Source organism: Novosphingopyxis sp., from assembly GCF_965218915.1.
GTDB lineage: Bacteria > Pseudomonadota > Alphaproteobacteria > Sphingomonadales > Sphingomonadaceae > Novosphingopyxis.
This window is the reverse complement of sequence record NZ_OZ244708.1, coordinates 690,981-713,557: the sequence shown is the minus strand read 5'-3', so window position 1 is coordinate 713,557 and position 22,577 is coordinate 690,981. Positions and strand designations below refer to the sequence as shown.

Annotated in this window: 20 protein-coding genes; 12 read left to right on the top strand and 8 right to left on the bottom strand. The window is 65.7% G+C overall.

Annotated elements, in window-relative coordinates:
• Positions 1-2 precede the first annotated feature (2 nt).
• Entirely contained in the window at positions 3-1,532 is a 1,530-nt protein-coding gene (locus ACOQPC_RS03410; protein ID WP_420607263.1) for a replicative DNA helicase, read from the bottom strand.
• 281 nt (positions 1,533-1,813) lie between these two features.
• Here ACOQPC_RS03410 and ACOQPC_RS03405 point away from each other — a divergent pair, with 281 nt between their 5' ends.
• From ACOQPC_RS03405 to ctrA, 6 genes are all read left to right on the top strand, one after another.
• Entirely contained in the window at positions 1,814-2,296 is a 483-nt protein-coding gene (locus tag ACOQPC_RS03405; RefSeq protein WP_420608057.1) for a UPF0262 family protein, read from the top strand.
• A 55-nt stretch (positions 2,297-2,351) separates the two neighbouring features.
• Entirely contained in the window at positions 2,352-3,038 is a 687-nt protein-coding gene (locus ACOQPC_RS03400) for a GH25 family lysozyme (protein WP_420607262.1), read from the top strand.
• The gene (cdd, locus tag ACOQPC_RS03395; protein ID WP_420607261.1) at positions 3,035-3,487 is read left to right on the top strand and encodes a cytidine deaminase; all 453 of its coding nucleotides are present in this window, start codon (positions 3,035-3,037) and stop codon (positions 3,485-3,487) included. The genes ACOQPC_RS03400 and cdd overlap by 4 nt, the downstream gene beginning before the upstream one ends.
• Positions 3,488-3,536: 49 nt before the next feature.
• On the top strand, positions 3,537-3,713 hold the full coding sequence (locus ACOQPC_RS03390) for a hypothetical protein (RefSeq protein WP_420607260.1): 177 nt from the start codon (positions 3,537-3,539) through the stop codon (positions 3,711-3,713).
• Between the two features lie 63 nt (positions 3,714-3,776).
• Positions 3,777-4,331, top strand: a complete 555-nt coding sequence (gene dcd / locus ACOQPC_RS03385) for a dCTP deaminase (protein WP_420607259.1) — start codon at positions 3,777-3,779, stop codon at positions 4,329-4,331.
• A 180-nt stretch (positions 4,332-4,511) separates the two neighbouring features.
• Positions 4,512-5,219: a response regulator transcription factor CtrA gene (ctrA, locus tag ACOQPC_RS03380; RefSeq protein ID WP_420607258.1), complete on the top strand. Its 708-nt coding sequence runs from the start codon at positions 4,512-4,514 to the stop codon at positions 5,217-5,219.
• Positions 5,220-5,293: 74 nt separating this feature from the next.
• Here ctrA and ACOQPC_RS03375 read toward each other — a convergent pair whose 3' ends face one another.
• The 3 genes from ACOQPC_RS03375 to ACOQPC_RS03365 form a co-directional block, all read right to left on the bottom strand.
• The gene (locus tag ACOQPC_RS03375) at positions 5,294-6,073 is read right to left on the bottom strand and encodes a metallophosphoesterase family protein (protein ID WP_420607257.1); all 780 of its coding nucleotides are present in this window, start codon (positions 6,071-6,073) and stop codon (positions 5,294-5,296) included.
• Between the two features lie 95 nt (positions 6,074-6,168).
• Positions 6,169-7,338 (bottom strand): saccharopine dehydrogenase family protein, encoded by a 1,170-nt coding sequence (locus tag ACOQPC_RS03370; RefSeq protein ID WP_420607256.1) that lies wholly within the window; start codon positions 7,336-7,338, stop codon positions 6,169-6,171.
• Entirely contained in the window at positions 7,335-7,826 is a 492-nt protein-coding gene (locus tag ACOQPC_RS03365; protein WP_420607255.1) for a DoxX family protein, read from the bottom strand. Before ACOQPC_RS03365 ends, ACOQPC_RS03370 begins: the two co-directional genes overlap by 4 nt.
• A 665-nt stretch (positions 7,827-8,491) precedes the next feature.
• Here ACOQPC_RS03365 and ACOQPC_RS03360 point away from each other — a divergent pair.
• The 3 genes from ACOQPC_RS03360 (at position 8,492) to ACOQPC_RS03350 (ending at position 11,726) form a co-directional block, all read left to right on the top strand.
• Entirely contained in the window at positions 8,492-9,910 is a 1,419-nt protein-coding gene (locus ACOQPC_RS03360; RefSeq protein WP_420607254.1) for an aldehyde dehydrogenase family protein, read from the top strand.
• A gap of 536 nt (positions 9,911-10,446) precedes the next feature.
• The gene (locus ACOQPC_RS03355; protein WP_420607253.1) at positions 10,447-11,172 is read left to right on the top strand and encodes a chorismate mutase; all 726 of its coding nucleotides are present in this window, start codon (positions 10,447-10,449) and stop codon (positions 11,170-11,172) included.
• Positions 11,173-11,183: 11 nt separating this feature from the next.
• The gene (locus ACOQPC_RS03350) at positions 11,184-11,726 is read left to right on the top strand and encodes a prephenate dehydratase domain-containing protein (protein ID WP_420607252.1); all 543 of its coding nucleotides are present in this window, start codon (positions 11,184-11,186) and stop codon (positions 11,724-11,726) included.
• Here ACOQPC_RS03350 and ACOQPC_RS03345 read toward each other — a convergent pair.
• From ACOQPC_RS03345 to ACOQPC_RS03330, 4 genes are all read right to left on the bottom strand, one after another.
• Positions 11,720-15,883 (bottom strand): translocation/assembly module TamB domain-containing protein, encoded by a 4,164-nt coding sequence (locus ACOQPC_RS03345; protein ID WP_420607251.1) that lies wholly within the window; start codon positions 15,881-15,883, stop codon positions 11,720-11,722. The two genes, ACOQPC_RS03350 and ACOQPC_RS03345, sit on opposite strands and share 7 nt — an antisense overlap.
• Positions 15,884-15,885: 2 nt before the next feature.
• A complete protein-coding gene (locus ACOQPC_RS03340; protein ID WP_420607250.1) occupies positions 15,886-17,979 on the bottom strand; it encodes an autotransporter assembly complex protein TamA in 2,094 nt (697 codons plus the stop codon).
• Between the two features lie 110 nt (positions 17,980-18,089).
• Positions 18,090-18,542: a DUF1465 family protein gene (locus tag ACOQPC_RS03335; protein ID WP_420607249.1), complete on the bottom strand. Its 453-nt coding sequence runs from the start codon at positions 18,540-18,542 to the stop codon at positions 18,090-18,092.
• 124 nt (positions 18,543-18,666) lie between these two features.
• Positions 18,667-18,864 (bottom strand): DUF465 domain-containing protein, encoded by a 198-nt coding sequence (locus ACOQPC_RS03330; protein ID WP_420608056.1) that lies wholly within the window; start codon positions 18,862-18,864, stop codon positions 18,667-18,669.
• 199 nt (positions 18,865-19,063) lie between these two features.
• Between ACOQPC_RS03330 and ACOQPC_RS03325 the strand changes: the two genes are divergently transcribed.
• The 3 genes from ACOQPC_RS03325 to ACOQPC_RS03315 all read left to right on the top strand — a co-directional run bounded on the left by ACOQPC_RS03325 (position 19,064) and on the right by ACOQPC_RS03315 (position 22,549).
• Positions 19,064-19,273 carry a YdcH family protein gene (locus tag ACOQPC_RS03325; RefSeq protein ID WP_420607248.1) on the top strand — a complete coding sequence of 70 codons (210 nt, stop codon included), beginning with the start codon at positions 19,064-19,066 and terminating at the stop codon, positions 19,271-19,273.
• Positions 19,274-19,366: 93 nt separating this feature from the next.
• Positions 19,367-21,634, top strand: a complete 2,268-nt coding sequence (ptsP, locus tag ACOQPC_RS03320) for a phosphoenolpyruvate--protein phosphotransferase (protein ID WP_420607247.1) — start codon at positions 19,367-19,369, stop codon at positions 21,632-21,634.
• Positions 21,635-21,733: 99 nt separating this feature from the next.
• Positions 21,734-22,549, top strand: coding sequence for a helix-turn-helix domain-containing protein (locus tag ACOQPC_RS03315; protein WP_420607246.1), 816 nt, complete (start codon positions 21,734-21,736; stop codon positions 22,547-22,549).
• Positions 22,550-22,577: the final 28 nt, after the last annotated feature.

Sequence of the window (22,577 nt, the reverse complement as noted above, 5' to 3'; positions counted from 1 at the left end):
GATCAGTCGTAATCGTCTTCATAATAATCGCCGGCCAGATCGCTGAACTTGGTGATCTCGCTCTGGAAATGCAGCGGGACGTTGCCGGTCGAGCCGTGGCGCTGCTTGGCGACGATCAGCGTGGCGCGGTTGACGATCTGCTGGTGCCGCTCCTCCCATTGCGCCCATTTCTCGACGACATCGGGCGGGCTCGATCCGTCCTGGTTTGGCGCATCCGGGCGCAACGCGTCGTGATAATATTCGGCGCGGAAAATGAACATCACGATGTCCGCGTCCTGCTCGATCGAACCCGATTCGCGCAGGTCCGACAGCTGCGGGCGCTTGTCCTCGCGCTGCTCGACCGCGCGGCTGAGCTGCGATAGCGCCAGCACCGGAACGCTGAGTTCCTTGGCCAGCATCTTGAGGCCGCGGCTGATTTCCGAGATTTCGTTCACTCGGTTGTCCTGCGCGCGGCCGGTTCCCTGCAGCAGCTGCAGATAGTCGACGATGATCAGCCCGATGCCGTGGCGGCGCTGCAGCCGCCGCGCGCGGGCGCGCAGGCCGGCGATGGTGAGGCCCGGCGTATCGTCGATATAGAGCGGCAGGTCCTGCAACTCTCGGGCGGCGCGCGACAGCTCGCGAAACTCCTCGCGGCTGATCCTGCCCATGCGCAGATGCTCGGACGAGATGCCCGATTGCTCGGCCAGGATCCGCGTCGCGAGCTGATCGGCCGACATTTCCAGACTGAAGAAGGCGACCTTGGCGCCGACGCTCTGCGCCTCCTCGATCCCGTCGGCCATGTCGCGCATGTAGCGGCTCGCCGCGTTGAACGCGAAATTGGTGGCGAGCGCGGTCTTGCCCATGCCCGGCCGGCCGGCGAGGATGGTGAGATCGCTCGCATGCAGACCGCCGATCTTGCGGTTGACGCTGTCGAGCCCGGTGGTGGTGCCGGACAGGTTTCCGCCCGCCTGCAGCGCGCGCTCGACCAGCCTGATCGCCTCGGTCGAGGCGGTCAGGAAGTCGGTCGCCCGCCCGCTCTCGCCGTCGCCCTCGGCGACCTGGTAGAGCGCGCTCTCGGCGTCCTCGATCTGCTGCTTGGGGTCGATCGCCTCGCTGGTGTCGAGCGCGTTCTCGACCAGGTGCCGGCCGACCGACACCAGTTCGCGCAGCAGCGCGAGATCGTAGATCTGCTCGGCGAAATTGCGCGCGCCGATGAGGCCGATATTGCTCTCGGTCAGGCGCACCAGATAGCCGGTGCCGCCCACTTCCTTGAGCGCCTCGTCCTGTTCGAAGAACGGTTTGAGCGTGACCGGGGTGACGACCATATTGCGGTCGAGCAGCTTCAGCACCTGCTCGTAGATGCGCCCGTGCAGCGGCTCGAAAAAATGATGCGATTGCAGCTTGGTCTGCACGTCCTCGGCGACGCGGTTGTCGAGCAGCAGCGCGCCCAGCAGCGCGGCCTCCGCCTCGATATTGTGCGGCAGGCGCGTGGGGCCGTCGCCGCCGTCCCCGTCCAGCGCACCGTCGCTCACCAGTCTGATCGCTTCCGCCATCCGGCCCTTGTCGACCAGTGGCCGGGCAGGGGCAAGGGAGGGATCAAAAGATATCCGGGCACAGCCCTGTGGAAACTTACGTCGTCATTGCGAGGCGCCGCAGGCAACGAAGCCTGTCCTGAACGGCTGCTGCAAGCAGGCAGTCGAAGGGCAACCCAGGGTTGGTGCAGCGCTGTGGGCGGCTTTGGATTGCCGCGTCGCCCTTCGGGCTCCTCGCCATGACGACGGTCTCAAAAGATTACCGCTTGTCCCGACGCGCCCATCGCCTAACGGTGGCCGCCATGGCGGACCCGCGCATCATCAAGGTCGAGCTCGACGAGGCGACGATTCTGTGGCGCAATGCCGATATCGAGCAGGAACGGCGGATCGCGATCTTCGATCTGATCGAAGAGAATCATTTCGCCCCCTGCCGGACCTATCCGGGCGATTATGCCGGGCCGTTTCAGCTGAAATTGTCGGTCAACGAGGGGCGGCTGGTGCTCGATATCCGGCGGGACGACGGCGAACCCCTGGAAACGCTGATCCTGGCGCTGGGCCGGTTCCGCCGTCCGATCCGCGATTATTTCGCGATCTGCGACAGCTATTATCAGGCGATCCGCAAGGCCACCGCGCAGGAGATCGAGACCATCGATATGGCGCGGCGCGGCGTGCATAACGAGGCGGCGGAACTGCTCAAGGAGCGGCTGGAGGGCAAGGTCGAAATCGATTTCGCCACCGCACGCCGCCTGTTCACATTGATCTGCGTCCTGCATATCAGGGGCTGATGCGATCGGTCCAACGGGCCTTCAGCAATCCGGTTGGGACCGAAGGGAAATTCACGTGGCGCGACGGCGCGGCAAGCTGCTCGGCTTTATCATCCTGCTGCTCGTCTTTGGCGCGGGCGCGCTGGCGGCGTGGTTCGCCGCCGCGCGCTGGGCACCGCCGCGCGCGCAATATCCGGTGCAGGGCGTCTATCTCGATTCGCACGAAGAACGCGCCACCTGGCCGACCATGCGGGCGACCGGCGTCGATTTCGCCTATTTGCTGGCGACCACGGGCAGCGAAGCGCGCGATCCCGATTTCCAGAGGCGGCTCGCCGCGGCGACAGCGGCGGAGGTGCGTGTGGGCGCGGTCCACCGCTTCGATCTGTGCCGTCTGGCGGGCGACCAGGCGGGCAATTTCATCACCAACGTGCCGCGCGATCCGGACATGCTGCCACCGGTCATCGAACTGCGCTTCCTGGACAGCTGCAAGGACCGGCCAGGCCGCGCGGTGGTGCTCTCAGAACTCGCCACGCTAATCGCGCAGATCGAAAACCACAGCGGCAAGCCCGCGATCGTCAAGCTGGGCAAGGAATTCGAGGCGCTTTACGACATCAGTTCGGCGGTGAATCGCACCGTCTGGCTGGATCGCGATTTCTTTCCACCCGATTATGCGGCAAGACCGTTCGTCATGTGGACGGCGAACGACAACAGGATGGTGAGCGGGCTCGATGGCCCCGGGCTGTGGGTGGTGGTGCGACCATGAGCGGCGATTTTTCCGGGATCGATCTGGCGCTGGTGGTCGAGGCGCGCAAAGCGATGCGCAACGCCTATGCTCCCTATAGCCGCTTCGCCGTGGGCGCGGCGGTCGAGCTCGACAACGGCACGATCGTGCGCGGCTGCAATTTCGAGAATGCCAGCTACGGGCTGTCGCTGTGCGCCGAGGCGGTGGCCTTGGCGACGGTGAACACCCATGGCGGGTTCAAGCGCATCCGCGCCATCGCCGTGGCCGGCGGACCGATCGGCGCCTCGCCGGACCTTCCGAGCGCGATCGTCACCCCCTGCGGCCGCTGCCGCCAGCTGATCCGCGAGGCGCGCGACGTAGGTGGCGCGGACATCCGCATCGTCTGCACAGGGGCACATGGAGACCAGTTCCAGACGTTTGATATCGACACCCTCTTGCCCCATGCGTTCGGTCCTGCGAACCTTGCTTGACGGGGCCAGCCCAGCGGCTCGATATACCGCTGAACTTTCAGGATATCACATGACCGATACCGACAAACTGATTCGCCGCGCCGTCAAAATCAAACCGACTGACGAGCAGAAGGAAGCGCAACGCCGAAGCTTCGCCTACGGGAATGCGAAAACCGAAAATGATCGGATCACGCGCGAAATGGTCGACGATGCCGCCGCGAAGCATCCGAGGGGCCATGATGACTGATCGGGAAACCGTTTCCGGTGATGCCGTTATCGTTGCCGAAAACGACGAACGCAAGTTTCACTAATGAGCATACTCTCCGACATCTGGATTCGCGAACAGGCGCAAAACCATGCGATGATCGAGCCGTTCGTCGAGGCGCAGCGGCGCGAGAACTGCATCAGCTACGGACTGAGTTCCTATGGTTACGATGCGCGCGTTGCCGACGATTTCAAGATCTTCACCAATGTCGACAGCGCGGTGGTCGATCCGAAGAATTTCGATTCGAACAGCTTCGTCGATCGCAAGACCGATTGCTGCATCATCCCACCCAACAGCTTTGCGCTCGCCCGCACGGTCGAATATTTCCGTATACCCCGAGATGTGCTGGTGATCTGCCTTGGTAAATCGACCTATGCGCGCTGCGGGATCATCGTCAACGTCACGCCGCTCGAGCCCGGCTGGGAGGGCCATGTCACGCTGGAATTCTCGAACACCACGCCGCTGCCGGCCAAGGTCTACGCCAATGAGGGCGCGTGCCAGTTCCTGTTCCTCAAGGGCGAGCAGCCTTGCGAGACCAGCTATGCCGACCGCGCGGGCAAATATATGGGGCAGCGCGGCGTAACCCTGCCGAAACTCTGAAAGCGCGCGCTCTTTTCCAAGATCGGACGCTCGATCATCGCCAGCGACTCGTGGAGTCAGGCCGGTTTACGGTCTATTAACCTTTTGCATTCATTTGTCGGATGGTTAATGAAGTCGGCAAGCGCCCGGAACAGCTGGGAGCCGGGCGTGCGGACTGGACGAATCAAAAGGGGCGACCTGATGCGTGTACTTCTGATCGAAGACGAACCGACGACCGCCAAGGCCATCGAGATGATGCTCGCGACCGAGGGCTTCAACGTCTACACGACCGATCTCGGCGAAGAGGGCCTCGATCTGGGCAAGCTGTACGATTACGATATCATCTGCCTCGATCTCAACCTGCCCGACATGCACGGCTATGACGTGCTCAAGAAACTGCGCGTCGCCAAGGTACAGACGCCGGTGCTGATCCTTTCAGGGATCAGCGAGATGGACTCGAAGGTGCGCAGCTTCGGCTTCGGCGCCGACGATTACGTGACGAAACCCTTTCACCGCGAGGAACTGATCGCGCGCATCCATGCCGTGGTGCGCCGTTCCAAGGGCCATTCGCAGTCGGTCATCCGCACCGGCAAGCTGGCCGTCAATCTGGATGCCAAGACCGTCGAGGTGGACGGAAACCGCGTGCATCTGACCGGCAAGGAATATGCGATGCTCGAGCTGCTCTCGCTTCGCAAGGGCACCACGCTGACCAAGGAAATGTTCCTGAACCACCTCTATGGCGGGATGGACGAGCCCGAACTCAAGATCATCGACGTGTTCATCTGCAAGCTGCGCAAGAAGCTGAGCCTGGCCTGCGAGGGCGAGAACTATATCGAGACCGTCTGGGGCCGCGGCTATGTGCTGCGCGATATCGACGAGGACGGCAAGGAGCGCTCCCGCGCCGCCTGATCTGCCTGCAAATCGCTTCATACCACCCCTGAAAGGCGGCGCCGAAGCGCCGCCTTTTTACGTCCGGGACAGGTTCACACGCTCTCGGCGGTATCGATGAACCAGCGTTCGCGGCCCTCCAGCGCGACCGCGGTGAGCACGCCGCTCGCCCAGGCACCGGTGTCGATGCCGATGCGGTGACCGCGCTGCTCGACCGCTTCGCTCACGGTGTGCCCGTGCACGACGATCTTGCCGAGATCGCCCTCGTGATCGAGAAACTCCTCGCGGATCCAGCGCAGATGGCGCTGCTTCTGCTGATCCAGCGGCACGTTCGGCTTCACCCCGGCATGGACGAACAGATAGTCACCGATCTCGATCTGATCCTCGAAGCGCTGCAGGAACGCCACATGTTCCGGCGGCACCATGCCCGGCAGCCGCGCAGCGAGCGCGCCATGATCGATATCGATCATCTCCCGCTCGCTCAGCCCGTAGCTCAGCACCGTCTCGCGCCCGCCGATGCGATAGAAGAACCGGGACGTCTCGCGCGACGGCCTGGTCACCGCCTCGAGAAACACCTCCTCGTGATTGCCCGCGAGAAAGCGCACGTCGCCGCCCGACGCCTCCAGCTGCATCGCCCGCTCGATCACCGCCCGGGAGTCCGGTCCCCGATCGACCAGATCGCCGAGCAGGACGAGCGTGATTTCGGCGGGCCTGCGCGCGGCGACATCCTCCTCGATCCGCGCAAGCAACGCATCGAACAGGTCGGCGCATCCGTGGATGTCGCCGATGGCATAAACCCGCCGCCCTTCCGGGATGGACGGTACCGATCCGCGCGCGGACCTAGCGGCTTTTCGCTTGAGAAGTTTCAGGACCATGGATCAGTTCAAATCGTTGTTCGGGGCCGCTTTAACAAGAGCATGGCGACAAGAGGCCACCGTAACCAGGGGCCGCTGAACCCGGGATTGACCGGTCATTCCGCCGCGAAGGTCAGACCCGCGCGCTGTTGAAGACGCTCGGCCAGCGCTTGGCCGAGCAGCGCGCCCGGCGTCCACACGCCGCCATCACCGTCCTGCGGCCGCTCGGACAGCAGGATCGCGGTCTCGGCGATCATCCGGCTGGTCGAGCCATAGCCGGGATCGCGGTCCCCCTTCACGCCGTAGCGCAGCGAGCGGCCGTCCGGATATTCGCCGATGAACAGCAGATCATAGTATCCGTCGTCGCGCTCCTGCTTGCTCGGCCCCTCGCCGGGCCTGGGGCCTTTGTCGCCCGCCAACGGGTTGACCTTGGCCATCATCTCGGCGGCCTGCCTGCCCATCTCGCCGGGGCTGGTGACCACCATTTCGTCGTAGCGAAAATCCTCGCCATAGGGATGGCCGAGCAGCTGGTTGGTACGGTGCACGTTCTTGGTGTTGATCGCCGCCATGATGAACGGCGCGACCCAGCTGTCGAGCGCATCGTCGATATGCGGTAGCAGCCCCGCGGGCTGGTCCGGCCCGTCGAAACCGGGCGTGAGCGAGAAAGGATCGGTGAGCCGCTTGATCACTTTCGGATCTTTCGCCGCCGCCGCCATCGTCGCCTTCATGCTCGCCGCGGTGCCGCCGGAAAAGCCGCCCTCCATCGCACGCACCCGGCCCTTCACGCGCGGTGCGGGCGCGCCATGCGCGGCCCGCGCATCGTGCTGCAGCATCAGCACGCCCAGATCGAAGGGAATCGAATCGAAGCCGCAGGAAAAGACGATCCGCGCGCCCGATCTTGCCGCGGCAGCGCCGTGGAGGTCGATCTGCTCGCGCATCCAGGCGGGCTCACCGCACAGATCGCAATAATCGGTGCCTGTCGCCGCGCAGGCCGCAACCAGCTCATTCCCGTAAAGCTGATAGGGGCCGACGGTGGTGATCACGACGCTGGTCCGCTTGCACATCGCCCCGAGCGATGCGGGATCGGCGGCATCGGCGGTGATAAGCACCGTGTCGGCGGGCGCGCCGATTGCGTCCCTGACCGCCTCTAGCCTGGACAGGCTGCGGCCCGCCATCGCCCATTTCAAATCGCTCGCGCCATGCGCCTGCACCAGATATTCGGCGACGAGCCGGCCGGTAAAACCGCTCGCCCCATAAACCACGATATCGAATTCACGTTCGCTCATATCCGGTTATCAGGCCGCGTCGCGACATCGAAATCGCCGCGCTTGCGTGCCGCCTCGCGCTCGCGATGCTCCTCCAGCTCGGCCTCGTGCAGATCGCGTTCGCGATCGCGCTTGCCGCGCATCCGGTCGAGCCCGTGACTGACGTTTCCGTAGGAGAAGATCATGATCAGGCCGCCGGCGATGGCGAGGTTCTTCAGGAATTCCGGCGCTTGATCGGGAAAATTGTGATGGAAGAACAAAGCCGTGACGACGCAAAATCCCGCCAGCAGAATAGCGCTCAATCTGGTGAAAAGTCCCAGCAGAAGCAAAAGTCCCACGACGATTTCAAACGTGGCGGTAGGAACCGCCAAACCCGCGGGCAGACCCGCCGCCTGGATGGCTGTATCCGTGCCCGCAATGTCGCGAAACTTGCCGAGCCCGGCGAGGATGAACAAGGGCGAAATCAATATGCGCGCGATGAGCGCGGCGAACTTGCTGATGAAATGCATGGGCTTCCTCCTGTATCACGGCGCACCGTTTCTGAGGATACGCCGCCACCATGAAGCGAGCGCACGGGAACGCTCGGGGTTCCACCAGGCAGCGCTCCCCGGTGGGTCGGTCTTTGAATTCGCGCCCCCTTTCACGTGCCGTCATGGCAAAAGAATTCGTCGTTGCGAGCTCCGGACCCGATCCGTGCAGCCGAGCCGGACCAACCGTTCGGGCAAAGGCCTTGCGCGAACGAAAGCGCGTTGTTGCGAGCGGAAGGTCACAAAGGGCGCGATACGTCCCCCCCTTCTCGCTTCCCGCACGAACCGGTCCGACATTCCACGCCTGCCACCGGAAATAATGCGAGGGAGCGGCAAAGATGCGAAAAGCAGGCGAATCCATCATCGGTCTCCATAATCGGCGAGCAAGGAACATATCATGAATATGGATGCGTAGGAAAGGCGATAATTCCCCCGCCAAGGAAATAGCTCCAAGACGATGCGGAGCCGGGGGAATGGCTGGCAATGTCGGCCGGCACCAGTTGCGGGAGCGCGGGAGGCATCCCGTTCTGCAAGCCGCATCCGGCGCATGCGCGCCATCGGCCCGCTCGGATCATCATTTGCGGCGGCCATTGTTTAAATCGCCATACCGCGCATATGAAAGGCCTGGATTCACCGAAGGAACAGCGATGCGCGAACATCTGAAACAGTTTATCGACGGCCAATGGGTGACAAGCGAAGGCGGCCAGCGCCACGCGGTGATCAACCCGGCGACCGAGGAAGCCGCGAGCGCCATCACGCTGGGCACCAGGGCCGATGTCGACAAGGCCGTGAAAGCGGCGAGGCTGGCGTTCGAGAGCTTTTCGCAGACCGGCGTGGAGGAGCGGCTCGCGCTGCTCCAGCGCATCGCCGACGAGTACAAGAACCGCATGGGCGACATGGCCACCGCGATCAGCGAGGAAATGGGCGCGCCGATCAGCTTCAGCGCCGCCGCGCAGGCGCCGGCCGGGCTCGGTCATTTCCTGTCCGCCGCCAAGGCGCTGAAGGATTTCGCCTTCGAGGAACGGGTCGGCAAGACCCGCGTGCTGCACGAGGCGATCGGCGTCGTCGGGCTGATCACGCCGTGGAACTGGCCGGTCAACCAGATCGCCGCCAAGGTCGCGCCGTGCATCGCGGCGGGCAACACCATGGTGCTCAAACCCTCCGAGGAATGCCCGTCCAACGCGGTGATCCTGGCCGAGATCATGGCGGCCGCTGGCGTGCCCGCGGGCGTGTTCAACCTGGTGCAAGGCGACGGCCCGGGCGTCGGCGAGGCGATCGCTGCGCATCCCGATATCGACATGGTGAGCTTCACGGGGTCGACCCGCGCCGGCATTGCGGTCGCCACCGCCGCCGCGCCCACGGTCAAGCGCGTCCACCAGGAGCTGGGCGGTAAGGCGCCGAATTTGGTGCTCGAGGGCGCCAAGCTCGACGAGGTGCTACCCCCGACGCTGCAGGGCATCCTCGCCAATAGCGGGCAGAGCTGCATCGCGCCGACGCGCATTCTGGTGCACGACAGCCAGAAAGCGGAGACCGAAGCGTTCGTGAAGGCCCTGTTCGGCCAGGTCCAGGTCGGCGATCCGTCGGACGAGGGCATGCATCTCGGCCCCGTCGTCAACCGGGCGCAGTACGACAAGATCCAGGAGCTGATCGAAAGCGCGATCGACGAGGGCGCAACCTTGCTCGCGGGCGGCCCGGGCCTGCCCGAGGGCGTCAACCGCGGCTATTATGTCCGTCCGACCGCGTTCGGCGACGTGACGCCCGAGATGCGTATCTTCAAGGAAGAGACCTTTGGCCCGGTCGCGACGGTGACCACCTATTCCGACGGCGACGAGGCGGTGCGCCTCGCCAACGACACCGCCTATGGTTTGTCCGCGACGATCTCCGGCGATCCCGAACAGGCCCGGCCCGTGGCGGCGCGACTGCGCGCCGGGCTGGTGACGGTCAACGGCTGGGGCCCGGACGGCAACGCGCCGTTCGGCGGCTACAAGCAATCCGGCAACGGCCGCGAATATGGCGCCTACGGCCTGCGCGACTTCATGGAGGTGAAGACGCTCGTCGGCGCCTGAAATGTAAAACCCCCTCTCCCGCCTGGAGAGGAGGGCAGCAGTTGCAGCGCCATGCCGTCCCCCTCCCTTTCAGGGGAGGGTTTAGGGGTGGGGGCTCTCCCGAAACGTGGCGCTTCATCGACAGTCCCCACCCCCGGCCCCTCCCCTGGAGGGGCGGGGAGAAAAGCGTCCCTTATCCCCCTGTTTTCGCACGGGCAGGCAACCTCTGTGTTTATCGCTGCCGCTTGCGTCCCACAGCGGGCGGACGCAATTTTATGTCTTCCATGATGCCGCACGCGCATGGTTGACTTATCGCTCGCGCGCTGTCACCTCGGCGCAACGCGCAATGACGCGCGTGAAGGAGCTTATAGTCATGACCAATGGACGGGACATCGATCTTCCCACCTCGGCCGGGGCGCGCTTCTTCTATTATCTCGGCTCGTTTGGCAGCCGGTACGCTTACTGAGGCGTATCGGCCCCGATTGCGGCGCCCGCCCAGCCGGGCGCATCCTGCTGACAGCGGCGCTCCATGCCGCGACGAATCCGAGAGATCTTTCATGACCGACAAAATTTCCAAATCCGCCGCTCCGCGTCCAATCGAGAAACTGCGCGAGGAAATCGACGCGCTCGACGACGCCCTGCTCGATCTCGTCGAGAAGCGCCTGGCGCTGTCGAAGTCGATCGCCGCCGCCAAGACCGCCGAGGACGACCGGCATCTCATGATCCGGCCGCGGCGCGAACGCGAGCTGATCGAACGGCTCAGCGGCAACACGCGCGCTATTCCGGACGCCAGCGTATCGGCGATCTGGCGCGAGCTGATGAGCCTCAACCTCCAGTCGCAGCGCAGTACCGAGCTGGCGCTGTGCGCCGACGAACGCCGCATGCATGTCGCCGATCAGGCGCGCCGCCGCTTCGGCACCGTTGCACCGATGGTCGAAGTGGCCAGGCCCGAGGCCGCGCTGGAGCGCGCCCGCACGCGCGAAACCATTGCGATCATCGAACTCAACCCGAAGGCCGACTGGTGGATTGCGCTGGCCAGCGATCCCGACCTCGTCATCTTCGACGCGCTGCGCGAGGAAGGCGGCTGGGTGACCGCGGTGGTCGTGGGGCGGCTCCACGGCAGCCACGTGCCCGAGGACCGCCGCTATTGCGTGGTCGGCGCGGACGAACTGCTCGCACGCGTGGTCAAGGGCGAGCCGATCTGTCCGCTGGCGAGCGCCGGCGAATGGCGCCTGTGCCTGACCGATCTCAGCGCGGTTCAATCCCTCTCCGACGCCGCCTGAAAGCCGCCGCCATGACCAGCAAGGTCGCCTATCAGGGCGAGCCCGGCGCATTCGGCGAAATGGCGTGTCTGAGCGCGCTACCGGGCTGGGAGCCGGTGCCGCACGAAAGCTTCGAACTGGTCGCCGACGCGGTTGCCGCCGGGCGGTTCGCGCGCGGCATGGTGCCGGTCGAAAACAGCAATGCCGGGCTTGTCCCGGGCGCGCTGGAAATGCTGGCGGGCAAGAAGGTCCGCATCTTGTCACACCATCCGCTGCCGGTGGCCATGCACTGCCTGGGCCTGCCCGGATCGACGCTCGACGCCATCCGCCTGGTGCGCAGCCACCCGATGGCGATCCGCGAATGTCGATGTTTCATCGCCCTGCACGGCTTCCAGGCGGAGGAATCGCGCAACACCGCGATCGCGGCGCACCGATTGGCGGAGATGGGCGATCCGGCCATCGCCGTGCTGGCCTCGGCGCGCGCCGCGGAAATCCACGGGCTCACCATGCTGGCGCGCGATGTCCAGGACAGCGCCGACAACACCACCTTCTTCGCGATGATCGCGGCTCAATAATCCTTCGATACGCGCGCGTTGACGCTCTGCCGGCCGATCGTCGAGATGCTCGACAGCAGGCTGAGCCAGCGCGTGATCTGGAACTCGACCCGCGTCGCCGAATAGCCGCGCCCGTCGGTGATCAGCTCGACATAGGTGCGCCGCGTCAGATATTTGCCCGCCGCCAGGCTGGTGCCCTGCCCGGTCTCGGTATCGGCCGGCAATATGCGAAGACGGTCGAGCCCGGCGGCGCGGCGCACCGCGTTGATCGGATCGAGCCCGCCGCCGCTGCGCAGCCCCGCCACCGCGCTCGCCAGCTGCACCGCCTCGGGCGCGCTCAAATTGGTGACCGACGATCCGAACAGCAGCCGCGCGAGCAGTTCCTCCTCGGGCAAAGCGGGCACGCTGGCGAAGCGGATTTCAGGCTTCTGCCCGGTGCCGGTGACGTTGATCGTGGCGTTGATATCACCGGTATCGGCCAGCGCGACGATATCCAGCGACGGATCGGGCGGGCTGTCGCCACGGAAGCGGATGAACCCGCGCGACAGGCGAAATTCGCGGCCGGCAAACTCGTAATCGCCCCGGATCAGCTCGGCCTGCCCCTGGATCACCGGTGCGTTCACCAGGCCGGAGAGCTGGAAATCGCCCTGCCATTCGCTGTCGAGGCCGAGTCCGGTCACCGCGATCTCGTCGGGGGCGCGCGCGTCGATCGCGAAGCGCCATTCGCCGCCGCGCTGGCGGGTCACACTGTCGTCGGCCGGGCGGTTGACTTCGCGCACGGCGAGCTCGGGCAGTTGCTCGCGCGCTTCGGCATTGCCCAAGGTGAAGCGGCTTTCGTTGATCAGGACCTTGCCCGAAATGGTGCCGCCCTGCCCACTCGACTTGATCTTGAGCGGCCCGGTCACCGTCGCCGCGAAATCCTCGCGGTCGATCAGCTCGGCATTGTCGGCGGCAAGATCGAGGTCGATCGCCACGCCCCGCCCGCCGGAAAAGTCGAAACTGCCCGCGCCGGTCACCTTGCCGCGCCCGACCTTGCCGCTGAGCTGGCCGATCAGCAGGCGCGATCCATTAAACCGCCCCTGCGCCGCGATGCCGGTGACGACCGTGCCCGACACGCCGCTCTCCAGCTTCGCGCCCTCGGTGCGCACGACGCCGCGGATCACCGGATCGGTCAGGCTGCCGCCGATATCGGCGCCGAGTTCGACCGGTCCCGACAGGTCGAACAGTTCGAAGTCGGTCAGCCGCCACAAGGTGCCCGCCTCGCCCGAATAACGCGCCTGCGCGAACAGGCGTCCGCGATAGAGGCGGTCGGTGATGGTGCCGCTTGCCGGGAGATTGGATATGCGCGCCTGCACCCGGCCGACAGTTGCGCCTCGATTCTGTACCACCGCGCGCATCGCCGCGCTGCCTTGCGACAGCGCGGCGTTGACGCCGATGTCGAGCGGGCGCGAACTGACGAACAGGCCGGACCGGCTGAGCCCGCGCACGCGCAGCTTGGCATTGCCGGTCGGCTGCGCGCCGCCCTGATAATCGAGCGTGCCGGTGGCCCGGCCGCCGAGACCCAAATCGGCATAGGCGAGGTCGAGCAGCGCCAGCGGCATATCGTTCAGTCTCAGATCGATAGCATTGGCGCCACCGCCAAAGCGGCCGGACGCGCGCAGTGTGCCGCCGCCATAGCTCAGCGATGCGGGGCGCAGCCGCCATCCGCCGTCGCTTCGGACGAACACCGCCGGTCCGCCGAGCCGGATAGGCTGGCGGCGGTAAGCGCCCGATCCGGTAACCGACACGCGGCTGGGCGAAACCGCCGCGCGCGCGTCGAAGGCGAAGCGGCTGCCGCGCGTGCCCGCCAGCTTGGCCGCGACATTGCCCGAGCCGTTGACGATTTTCGCGCGGGCATCCAGCGTTCCGAGCACGAAATTGCCTTGGCTGATGCCTTGTGCGCGCAAGGTGGCGTCGACATCCGAGCGGCCCTCGGTGAAGAAGGCATCGATCGTGCCGTCGGCGGTGCGCACCATGAGATCACCGCCATTGCCGAACCGTGCGTTCTTCGCTCCGAACGACCCCTGGATGCGCTGTCCGCCAGGCTGACCGATGAGCCGCAAATTGCCGTTCACGCCGCCGCCGCCGACCGCCAGGCTTCCGGTCAGGCCGCCATTTTCCGGACGCAACCGCCCGCGCGCAACTGTGTCGGCGGCAACCAACCGTTCAATGTCGAACAACGCGCCGCTGCCTTTGGGCAAGAGAATATTGCCGCTGCTGCTGAACGGCCCGAGGACCGAGCCGCCCTCGGCCCGATAGGCGAAGCCGCTGTCGGTCGGATCGAGCACCAGCCGGACATTGGCGAGCTTGGCGGTATCGAACGGGCTGTCGAGATCGAGCACCAGCCGCGGCCGCTCGATCCGCCCGACCAGCGCCATGTCGAACCGGCCCCAGCGCTGATGGCTGCCCACGCCCTTGATATCGAAGGTGCCGTCCCGGTTGCGCAGGCCCCCGCCGGTGAAGTTCAGCAGCGGCGCGGTGACGGTGAAATCCGGGAAGCGGAACAGCCCGTCGACGCCGCGGATCAGCTTCGTGCGCAGCCTCGGCTGGCCACCGGCAAGATCGCGCAGGAACGCATTATCGAACCGCCGCGTAACCGCATCGATATCGCCGGCGATGGTCAACTTGCCGCCCGCGCCCGGCGACAGATCGAGATCGGCGCCGATATCGACCAGGCCCAGTCCGTCGAGCGCGAAATTGTCGGCGCGCCCGACCAGCCGCACCAGATAATCGCGCCGGTTCAGCGCCACATCGACATCGGCGCGGCCACGGAAGCTGCGGGTCGTGACGGCGAGGTCGTCTCCACGCAGTCGGCTGCCCGCGAGCCGCAGCCGCCCTTCGGCGGTCAGATCGGAGAACAGGCGTTCGCCAAGCGATCCGAGCCCGTCGAGCAATCCCGCCTGAAGCCTGATCGGCAACATGCCCACGCCATTGACCAGCCGCCCGTCTCCGCTTGCCCGGATGTTGAACAGTTGCGCCTTGCCGATGAACAGATCGTCGGCAGCGATGCGGTAATCGAAACGCAGGCCTCTGGGCGGTCCGTCGAGCCGGGCGAGCACGCGCAGATTGCCGGCCTTGAAATCGGGCGACAGCGCCGCCGGGTCGAGAATATGCATGTCCGCGCGCATCGCATCGAACCCGCCTTCGCGCAGATCGTAGCCGCCGTTCAGCGCGAGCCGAACCGCGCGCGAGGACAACTGTCCGCGCCCGGTCCAGATGCCGTCCTCCACCCGGCCGGCCAGATCGACCGAAAGCGTGGGCGCCGAGAGCCGCGCCAGCGCGCCGTTCACCAGCCGATCGGCCTCCACCGAACCCATGACACTGTAATAGCCAGAACGCGCGCCGAGGGTGAGGTCGGCCAGCGCCGCGCCGCCCGAATTGGCCTTGAGCTGTCCATTCCAGCGCCGCCAGCCGCCCTTGCCCTGCAGCTGAACCGAAAGCCCGTTATCGAACCCCAGGAGCGCGGCGACGACCCCGTCTTTGGGCGCGAGCAGATCGCCTTCCAGTGCGAACCGCTCTTCATCGGGATCGATGTCGATAGTCACATCGATGCTGTCACCGCTGCCCGCCACCACGCCGGTCAACATCGCGCGCAGCTGGTTGTCGCGGATTTCGGCGTTGCCGCGCAGTTCGGCGATCTGTTCGCGGCCCGCCACCGCCGCGTCGATGCGGATGTCAGGGAAAGAAAAGGCACCGATATAGATATCGAAATCGGGCAATAACGGTCCGCCTGTCGGCTTCGGCTGGGGCTTGCGCAGCAATTCGGAACGATGCACCGCGAGCCGGTCGATCGAGAGCCGATTGCTCAGGAAGACCAAGGGGAACCAGTCGAGATCGACGCGCCTGGCGGTAAAGAACAGGCCCTTCGGATCGCTGAGTGAGACGCCGCGCAGCACGGTGTTGCTGTAGATCGACCCGTCGATCCGATCGATGCCGACCCTCAGCCCGTTCGCCTGCTCGCCCGCCGAAATCCTTGCGGCGATCCAGCGATGGCCCGGCGCGCTGTCGAGCCAGATGACGCCGCATGTTATCGCCAGCAACAGCGCCAGCATGACGCTGAGCACGATCGGCTGCCACAGCCGCCGGCGCGCCGATGTTTCGACAGCGGCGTGCTCGCTCGATCCGCTGGCAGCGGTCACGGTCAAAAGGCCTGTCCCAGCGACACCGCGACCGCGATCGGCCCATCGCCAGGCCCGGGGTTGAGCGGCGTGCCGACGTCGATGCGGATCGGCCCGAAATCGCTGTAATATCTAAGGCCCACGCCCACGCCATATTGCAGGTTCGAAAGGTCCGGAAACTGCGCGGTGGTGACGCTTCCCGCATCGATGAACGGAACCACGCCGAACGGGCCGAAGCGCAGGCGCGCTTCGAGCGAAAATTCGGCCAGGCCGCGCCCGCCGATCGGATCGCCATTGGGATCGCGCGGGCCGATCCGCTGATAGCCATAGCCGCGCACCGATCCGCCGCCGCCGGCATAATTGCGGCGCGACGGGGCGATCAGGCCGAGCTCGGTCCCGCTGATCGCGCCGAAGCGCGCGCGGCCCGCCAGCACGAACCGGTCGATGATCGGCTGGTAGGCGCTGGCGTCTAGCTGAAGGCGCGCGTAACCGTCTGCCGCGCCGAGAAACGAGATTTCGGGCGACAGCGTGACGCCCAGCCGGAAGCCACGCGTCGGATCGAGCAGGTTGTCGGTGCCGTCGTAGAACAGGCCCGAGGGGAAGGCGCCGATGTAAAAGGTCTGCCGGTCCTGCGCGCCCAATGCGATATTATAGGCCCGCTCCTGCGTATAAAGCAGTTCAGGCCCGGCGAACCAGGTCCAGCGTTTCTGGAAGATCAGCGTCGTCAGCCGCTCGTAATTGGCCGAGATCGAGAGCGTGCGCGCGTCGAACGCGTCGAGCTGGGCATTGCGCGCCAATATGCGGGCGGTGAGCACGCGGTCCCGGCCGAGAAAATTGTTGCGCCGATAGGTCACGCCGGCGAGCTGTTCGCGCGTGCCCGCCACCCCGTTGACGCGCAGCGCGCCCTCGGGCGGGAACAGGTTACGATGCTCCCAGCTCGCCTCGACGCGAAAGCCCTCGCCGGTGCCGTAGCCGATCTCTCCGGCGATGGTGCGCGGCGGCGCGGGTTCGATATCGACCGCGAGATCGACCTCGCCCGGCCGGTCCGAAGCCACCGGATCGATCGTCACGCGCGAGACCAGCCCGGTGGCGATCAGCGCGCTGTTCAGATCCTCGACGTCCGACCGGCGAAAGGTCTCGCCGGGATCGAAGCGGGCGATCCGGCCGAGATGGCGCGCGCCGAACAAATCGTTCCTGCGCGGCACGATGCGCCCGAACACATAGCGCCCGCCCGGATCGACGGGCAGGTCCAGCGTGCCGTTATCGGCCGCGCGGTCGACCACGATATCGGGCTCGCCGGTCTCGAAGAAGGGATAGCCGCTTTCCTCGGCAACGTCCGTCAGATTGGTGCGCGCGGCCACTACCGCGTCCTGGTTGACCGGATCGCCCTCGTTCAGTGTAAAGGCGGAGCGCAGCCGCCCGGTGTCGCTACCGGCGGCGTCGATGCCGGGCAGCGTCACACGGTCGAAGCGATAGCGCGAACCCGGCTCGGCATCGAGCAGTACTTCGACGCGGTTTTCACCGTCTCCGTTCAGTTCGGAATAGACCAGCGCATCGTAATAGCCTTCGATCCGCAGCAGGTTTCGAAGCAGGTCCGCATCGTCGCTCGCGCGCCGGGCGATCTGCGCGGCAAAGGCGTCGTCACCGTCGTTGGACTTGAGCGTCGACAGCGCATCGAAGCGCTCGGCCAGGCGGTCGCTGGCCCCATCGGGGATGCCGGTGAGGCGGACCGAATAATCGAACGGCCCATCGCCGACGACGGGCCGCGCGTCCGCAGCGGCGGTAGCGGATGCCGGCGCTTCATCCGACGGTAGCCTCAAATCCTCGCCCGGCGCCGCAGCGGTCAGATCGGTTGGCGGCTCAACGGGCCGGTCGACCGCGACGTCGGGCAAGCTTTCGTCCGGCAGCGGCGCATCGGGGATCGGCGCGTCGAGATCGGGCCAGTCGACCCCCAGATCGGGCAGCGGCGCCATGTCGGCATCGGGATCGAGCGGCGCGCCCAGGAAATCGTCGTCCCCGGTCTGCCCCTGCTGCTGCGTCTGCTGCGCCGGCGCGGCGACCGGGCACGCGCAAAGCGCTGCAGCCAGAGGCACGATGACGGCGCGGCGGCGACCCAAATATGCAACTCCCGACCCGGCCCGATGCGGGCCCCTGCGCAAGGCATAGGAAAATCGGCCTTAACCGGCAACAACGGGCTTGCCCCCACCGGCCTCGTGTGAAACCGGGTTCAGAACGCGCGTTCGATGCGATCCATCATGCCATGCACCGGTTCTTCGGCTTGATAGCGACCGGCCAGCCGCGCGGCGATGCGTTGCACGCGGTAATAGAGCTCCTCGCTCGATCGCGCCAGCTCCGCTGCGTCCGGCGGAAGCAATGTGGCCTGAGTTTCGTCGCTTGCCACGGCATGGCCAAGGGCGCGACCCTCGCCATACAGCTGGTCCAGCGTCAATTCGCCTGCGCGATACGCCTTGTGGTTCAACAACCACGCGATGATTTGCATCAGCCGCGTGGTCACTCTCAGCGATTCGCATGACAGCGCCAGGGTCTGCCGGGCGGGCAAGTCATGATCGGCATCCCCGAACGCAGAGCGCGCCTCGTCCGCCAGCACCAAAGCCTCGCAATAGAGCGCGTCGATCAGTTTGGAAGTCAGACAGGTCTGGGAACGGAACGCTTCGAACATGCGCGGATACATGGCAGAACATGTCCACCGGGAACAGCAAGTTTACCTTATTTCAAATGGTTAACGATCCATTCGTATCAACCTGGCACGGCTGAGGCAGGGTCGGTAAATCGGACGCGAGCCATCAGGCGATGATATCGGGCGTCAGATCGTCTTCGATCCGGCCGATGCGGTCCTTGAGCTTGAGTTTCTTGCGCTTAAGCCGCGCGATCTGCAGTTGATCGGGCACGGTCTGCGCGGCCAGGGCGGCGATCGCATCGTCGAGATCGCGATGCTCGGTCCGGAGCATTTCCAGCTGCTGCCGATACCCTTCGTCGTTCATCGCCGCAAAAACCCTTTCGTACACCGCCCTAGCAAGGCGCGCCTGCCCGAGCCAGCCGGTGCTCCAGCCCATGTTACCGTCATCGGATCGTCGCAAATCCTGCCCCCTCCGGCGAGACGGCAGGACATGGCAAGGAATTTATGGTCTAATTCGAATCACTGGCCGGACCATCCTGCCAGCCGAAGCCAAGGAGAACGTAATGCAAAACGGCCATCTGTCCGCACTGGAAAACAAGCATGCCAAGCTTGAGTCGCAGATCGCTTATGAAGCCAATCGGCCATCTCCCGACGATGTGAGGCTCCACGCGCTGAAAAAGCAGAAACTCGCCGTGAAGGACGAGCTGAGTTCGGCCCAATCCCATTCCGTTCAGGCCCATTCCGTTCAGGCCCATTCCGTTCAAGCCAATTAATCCATCTTAGCATCCGAACCGCAAGACGCGGGGGCGGCGAAACGAAAATCGCCGCTCTCGCGCAAGGCGTCGCACTCTGATAGGCGGGTCGCCATGACGCAGACCGCCGCCATTTCCGCCCGCCAGATCCTGACCGGCCTTCACGAGGTAATGGCCAGCCGCAGCCATGTTCAGGGCAAGCTCAACCATGTCGTCGACATCATCGGCGAGGCGCTCGATAGCGAGGTGTGCTCGGTCTATCTGCTGCGCGAGGGCGCGCTGGAGCTCTATGCCACGCGCGGGCTCAATTCCGAAGCGGTGCACGTCACCCGGCTCGCGCGCGGCGAGGGACTGGTCGGCACGATCGCCGAGAATGTCGACACGTTGAACCTCGCCGAAGCCGCGGCGCATCCCAACTTCCTCTACATGCCCGAAACCGGCGAGGAGAAGTTTCACAGCTTCGCCGGCGTGCCGATCGTCCGGTCCGAGCGCGCGGTCGGCGTGGTCTGCGTGCAGCACCGCGATCCGCGCAAATATGAAGAGGTGGAGATCGAAGCGCTGCAGACGGTGGCGATGGTGCTCGCCGAACTCATCGCCAACGCCGAGCTGATCGACGACCAGCGCACGCAGATGGTCGCCGACACCGGCTCGACTCGGTTCACCGGCCTGCCGCTGGTCAAGGGCATGGCCTCGGGCGCGGCGATCTTCCACCAGCCGCGCATCGAGATCGAGCATGTCGTGGCCGAGGACACCGAGGCCGAACGCCAACGCGTCTATTCCGCCTTCGACAAGATGCGCGAGCAGATCGACCGCATGGCGAGTTCGGCCGATTTCGGCGTGGGCGGCGAGCATGAGGAGGTGCTCTCCACCTACAAGATGTTCGCCTATGACGAAGGCTGGAGCCGCCGCATCAACGAGGCGATCGACAGCGGGCTGACCGCCGAGGCGGCGATCGAGCGCGTCCAGCAGCGCACCCGCATGCGCATGCGCCAGATCGACGATCCGCTGCTGGCCGAACGGATGCACGATCTGGAGGACCTCTCCAACCGGCTGCTGCGCATCGTCTCGGGCCAGATGGGCACCGCCGCGCAGTTCGGGCTGCGCCAGGATTCGATCCTGATCGCCCGCAATCTCGGGCCGGCCGAGCTGCTCGAATATGACCGCCGCCGCCTGAAGGGCGTGATCCTGGAGGAAGGCTCGCTCACCGCGCACGTCACTATCGTCGCACGGGCGATGGGCATCCCGATGATCGGCCGCGCGCGCGGCATTCGCAGCTATCTACGCGAGGGCGACGAGCTCTTGGTCGATGCCGACGCCAACAGCATCTTCATCCGCCCCGAACCGGAAGTCGTCGAAAGCTACGAGACCAAGCTGGCGCAGCGCCAGGAACGACGCGCGCGCTATGCCGCGCTGCGCGGCGCCGAACCGGTGACGAAGGACGGCACGCGGATATCGGTGATGATCAACGCAGGGCTGCGCGACGACGTCGGCGCGGTGGCGATGACCGGCGCGGACGGGATCGGCCTGTTCCGCACCGAGTTCCAGTTCCTCGTTTCCTCCACCCTGCCGCAGCGCGAGCGGCAGATGCGCTTCTACCGCGACGTGCTCGATGCCGCCGGCGACAAGCCGGTCACCTTCCGCACGCTGGATATCGGCGGCGACAAGGCGCTGCCTTATATCAAGGACGCCGGGACCGACGAGGAAAACCCCGCGATGGGCTGGCGCGCGCTGCGCGTCGCGCTCGACCGCACCGGCCTGATGAAGGCGCAGGCGCGCGCGCTGATCGAGGCGGCATCGGGGCGGACATTACAGGTAATGTTCCCGCTGATCGCCGAACCGTGGGAATTTTTCGAGGCGCGCAATCTGTTCTACGAGCAGGTGGAGTTTCTGCGCGCGCGCAAGAAGCAGCTGCCGGTGCACATCCGCTACGGCGCGATGCTGGAGGTTCCGGCGCTCGCCGATGCGCTGGACCAGCTGGTCGGCGAGCTCGATTTCCTGTCGGTCGGCACCAATGATCTGACCCAGTTCCTGTTCGCGGCGGACCGCTCGCACCCGCGGCTGGCCGAGCGCTACGACTGGCTGTCGCCCGCGATCCTGCGGTTCCTGCGCCGGATCGCGCAAAATCTGGAAGGCACGCCGGTGCAGCTCGGCCTGTGCGGCGAAATGGGCGGGCGGCCGCTCGAGGCGATGGCGCTGCTGGCGCTAGGCTATCGGCGGCTGTCGATCACGCCGGCCGCGGTCGGCCCGATCAAGGCGATGGTGCGCTCGCTCGATCTGGGCGAGGCGGCGGCGATGATGGAGACCGTCTTGACCCAGCCGCCGGCCGACCTGCGCGCCGAGCTGACCGCCTGGGCCGCACAGAATGGGGTGGACATCGGCTGATCGCCCCCCGGTCATCGCCATTGACAAGCGCCCCCCCGCCGCCGCATTTGCACACACAGGGCAAATCTTTCCGGGAAAAACCGGAAAGCCGGAGGGATTGTGGAAGACGAGCAAGCGCAGCCCGAGGATACCGCAGCCGCCTATGGCACGGTGGGCGAAATGCTGCATCATCAGCGCGAGCTGCAATCGCTGTCGCTGAGCGACATCGCCGAACAGACCCGCATCCCCATGCGTCATCTCAAGGCGCTGGAAGCATCGGACCACGATGCGCTGCCCGCCAGCACCTACGAAATCGGTTTTGCCAAATCCTATGCGCGCGCGCTGGGCATCGACGAGGACCATGTCGCGCAGCAACTGCGCGAAGAGATCGGTCAGCAGCCGCGCCCGGATCGCACCAGAGAGCAGGACAATTTCAAGCCCGCCGACCCCGCACGCACGCCGCCGCGTATGCTCGGTTGGACGGCGGCGCTGATCGGGCTGATCCTGGTCGCCGGCTACGGCATCTGGCGCGGTTTCTTCTGGACCAGCGAGCCGGCCGATCCCTACCTCCAGGCGCGGCAGGCCGCGGTGCAGTCGGACCAAGGCATGCCTGCCGCGAAAGCGCCCGCGGCGGCGGGACCGAGCGCCGATGGCCAGGTGGTGCTCACCGCCAACAAGGACGTCTGGGTGCGCGTCTACGACGCCGCCAACGAGACGCTGCTGATCAAGACGATGCGCCCTGGCGAGCGCTACGAAGTGCCGAGGCAGGCGAACAATCCGATGATCAATGTCGGGCGTCCCGAAGCGCTGACGGTCACCGTCGGCGGGCAGCAAGTCGCCCCGCTCGGGCCACCCGAGCGGGCGGTCAAGGATATCGGCATCAGCGCCGGAGCCTTGATCGCGCGCGGCGGCGGCGCTGCCGATACGGCCACCTGATCGCGAGTTCGTTCATGGCGCTGTCAGA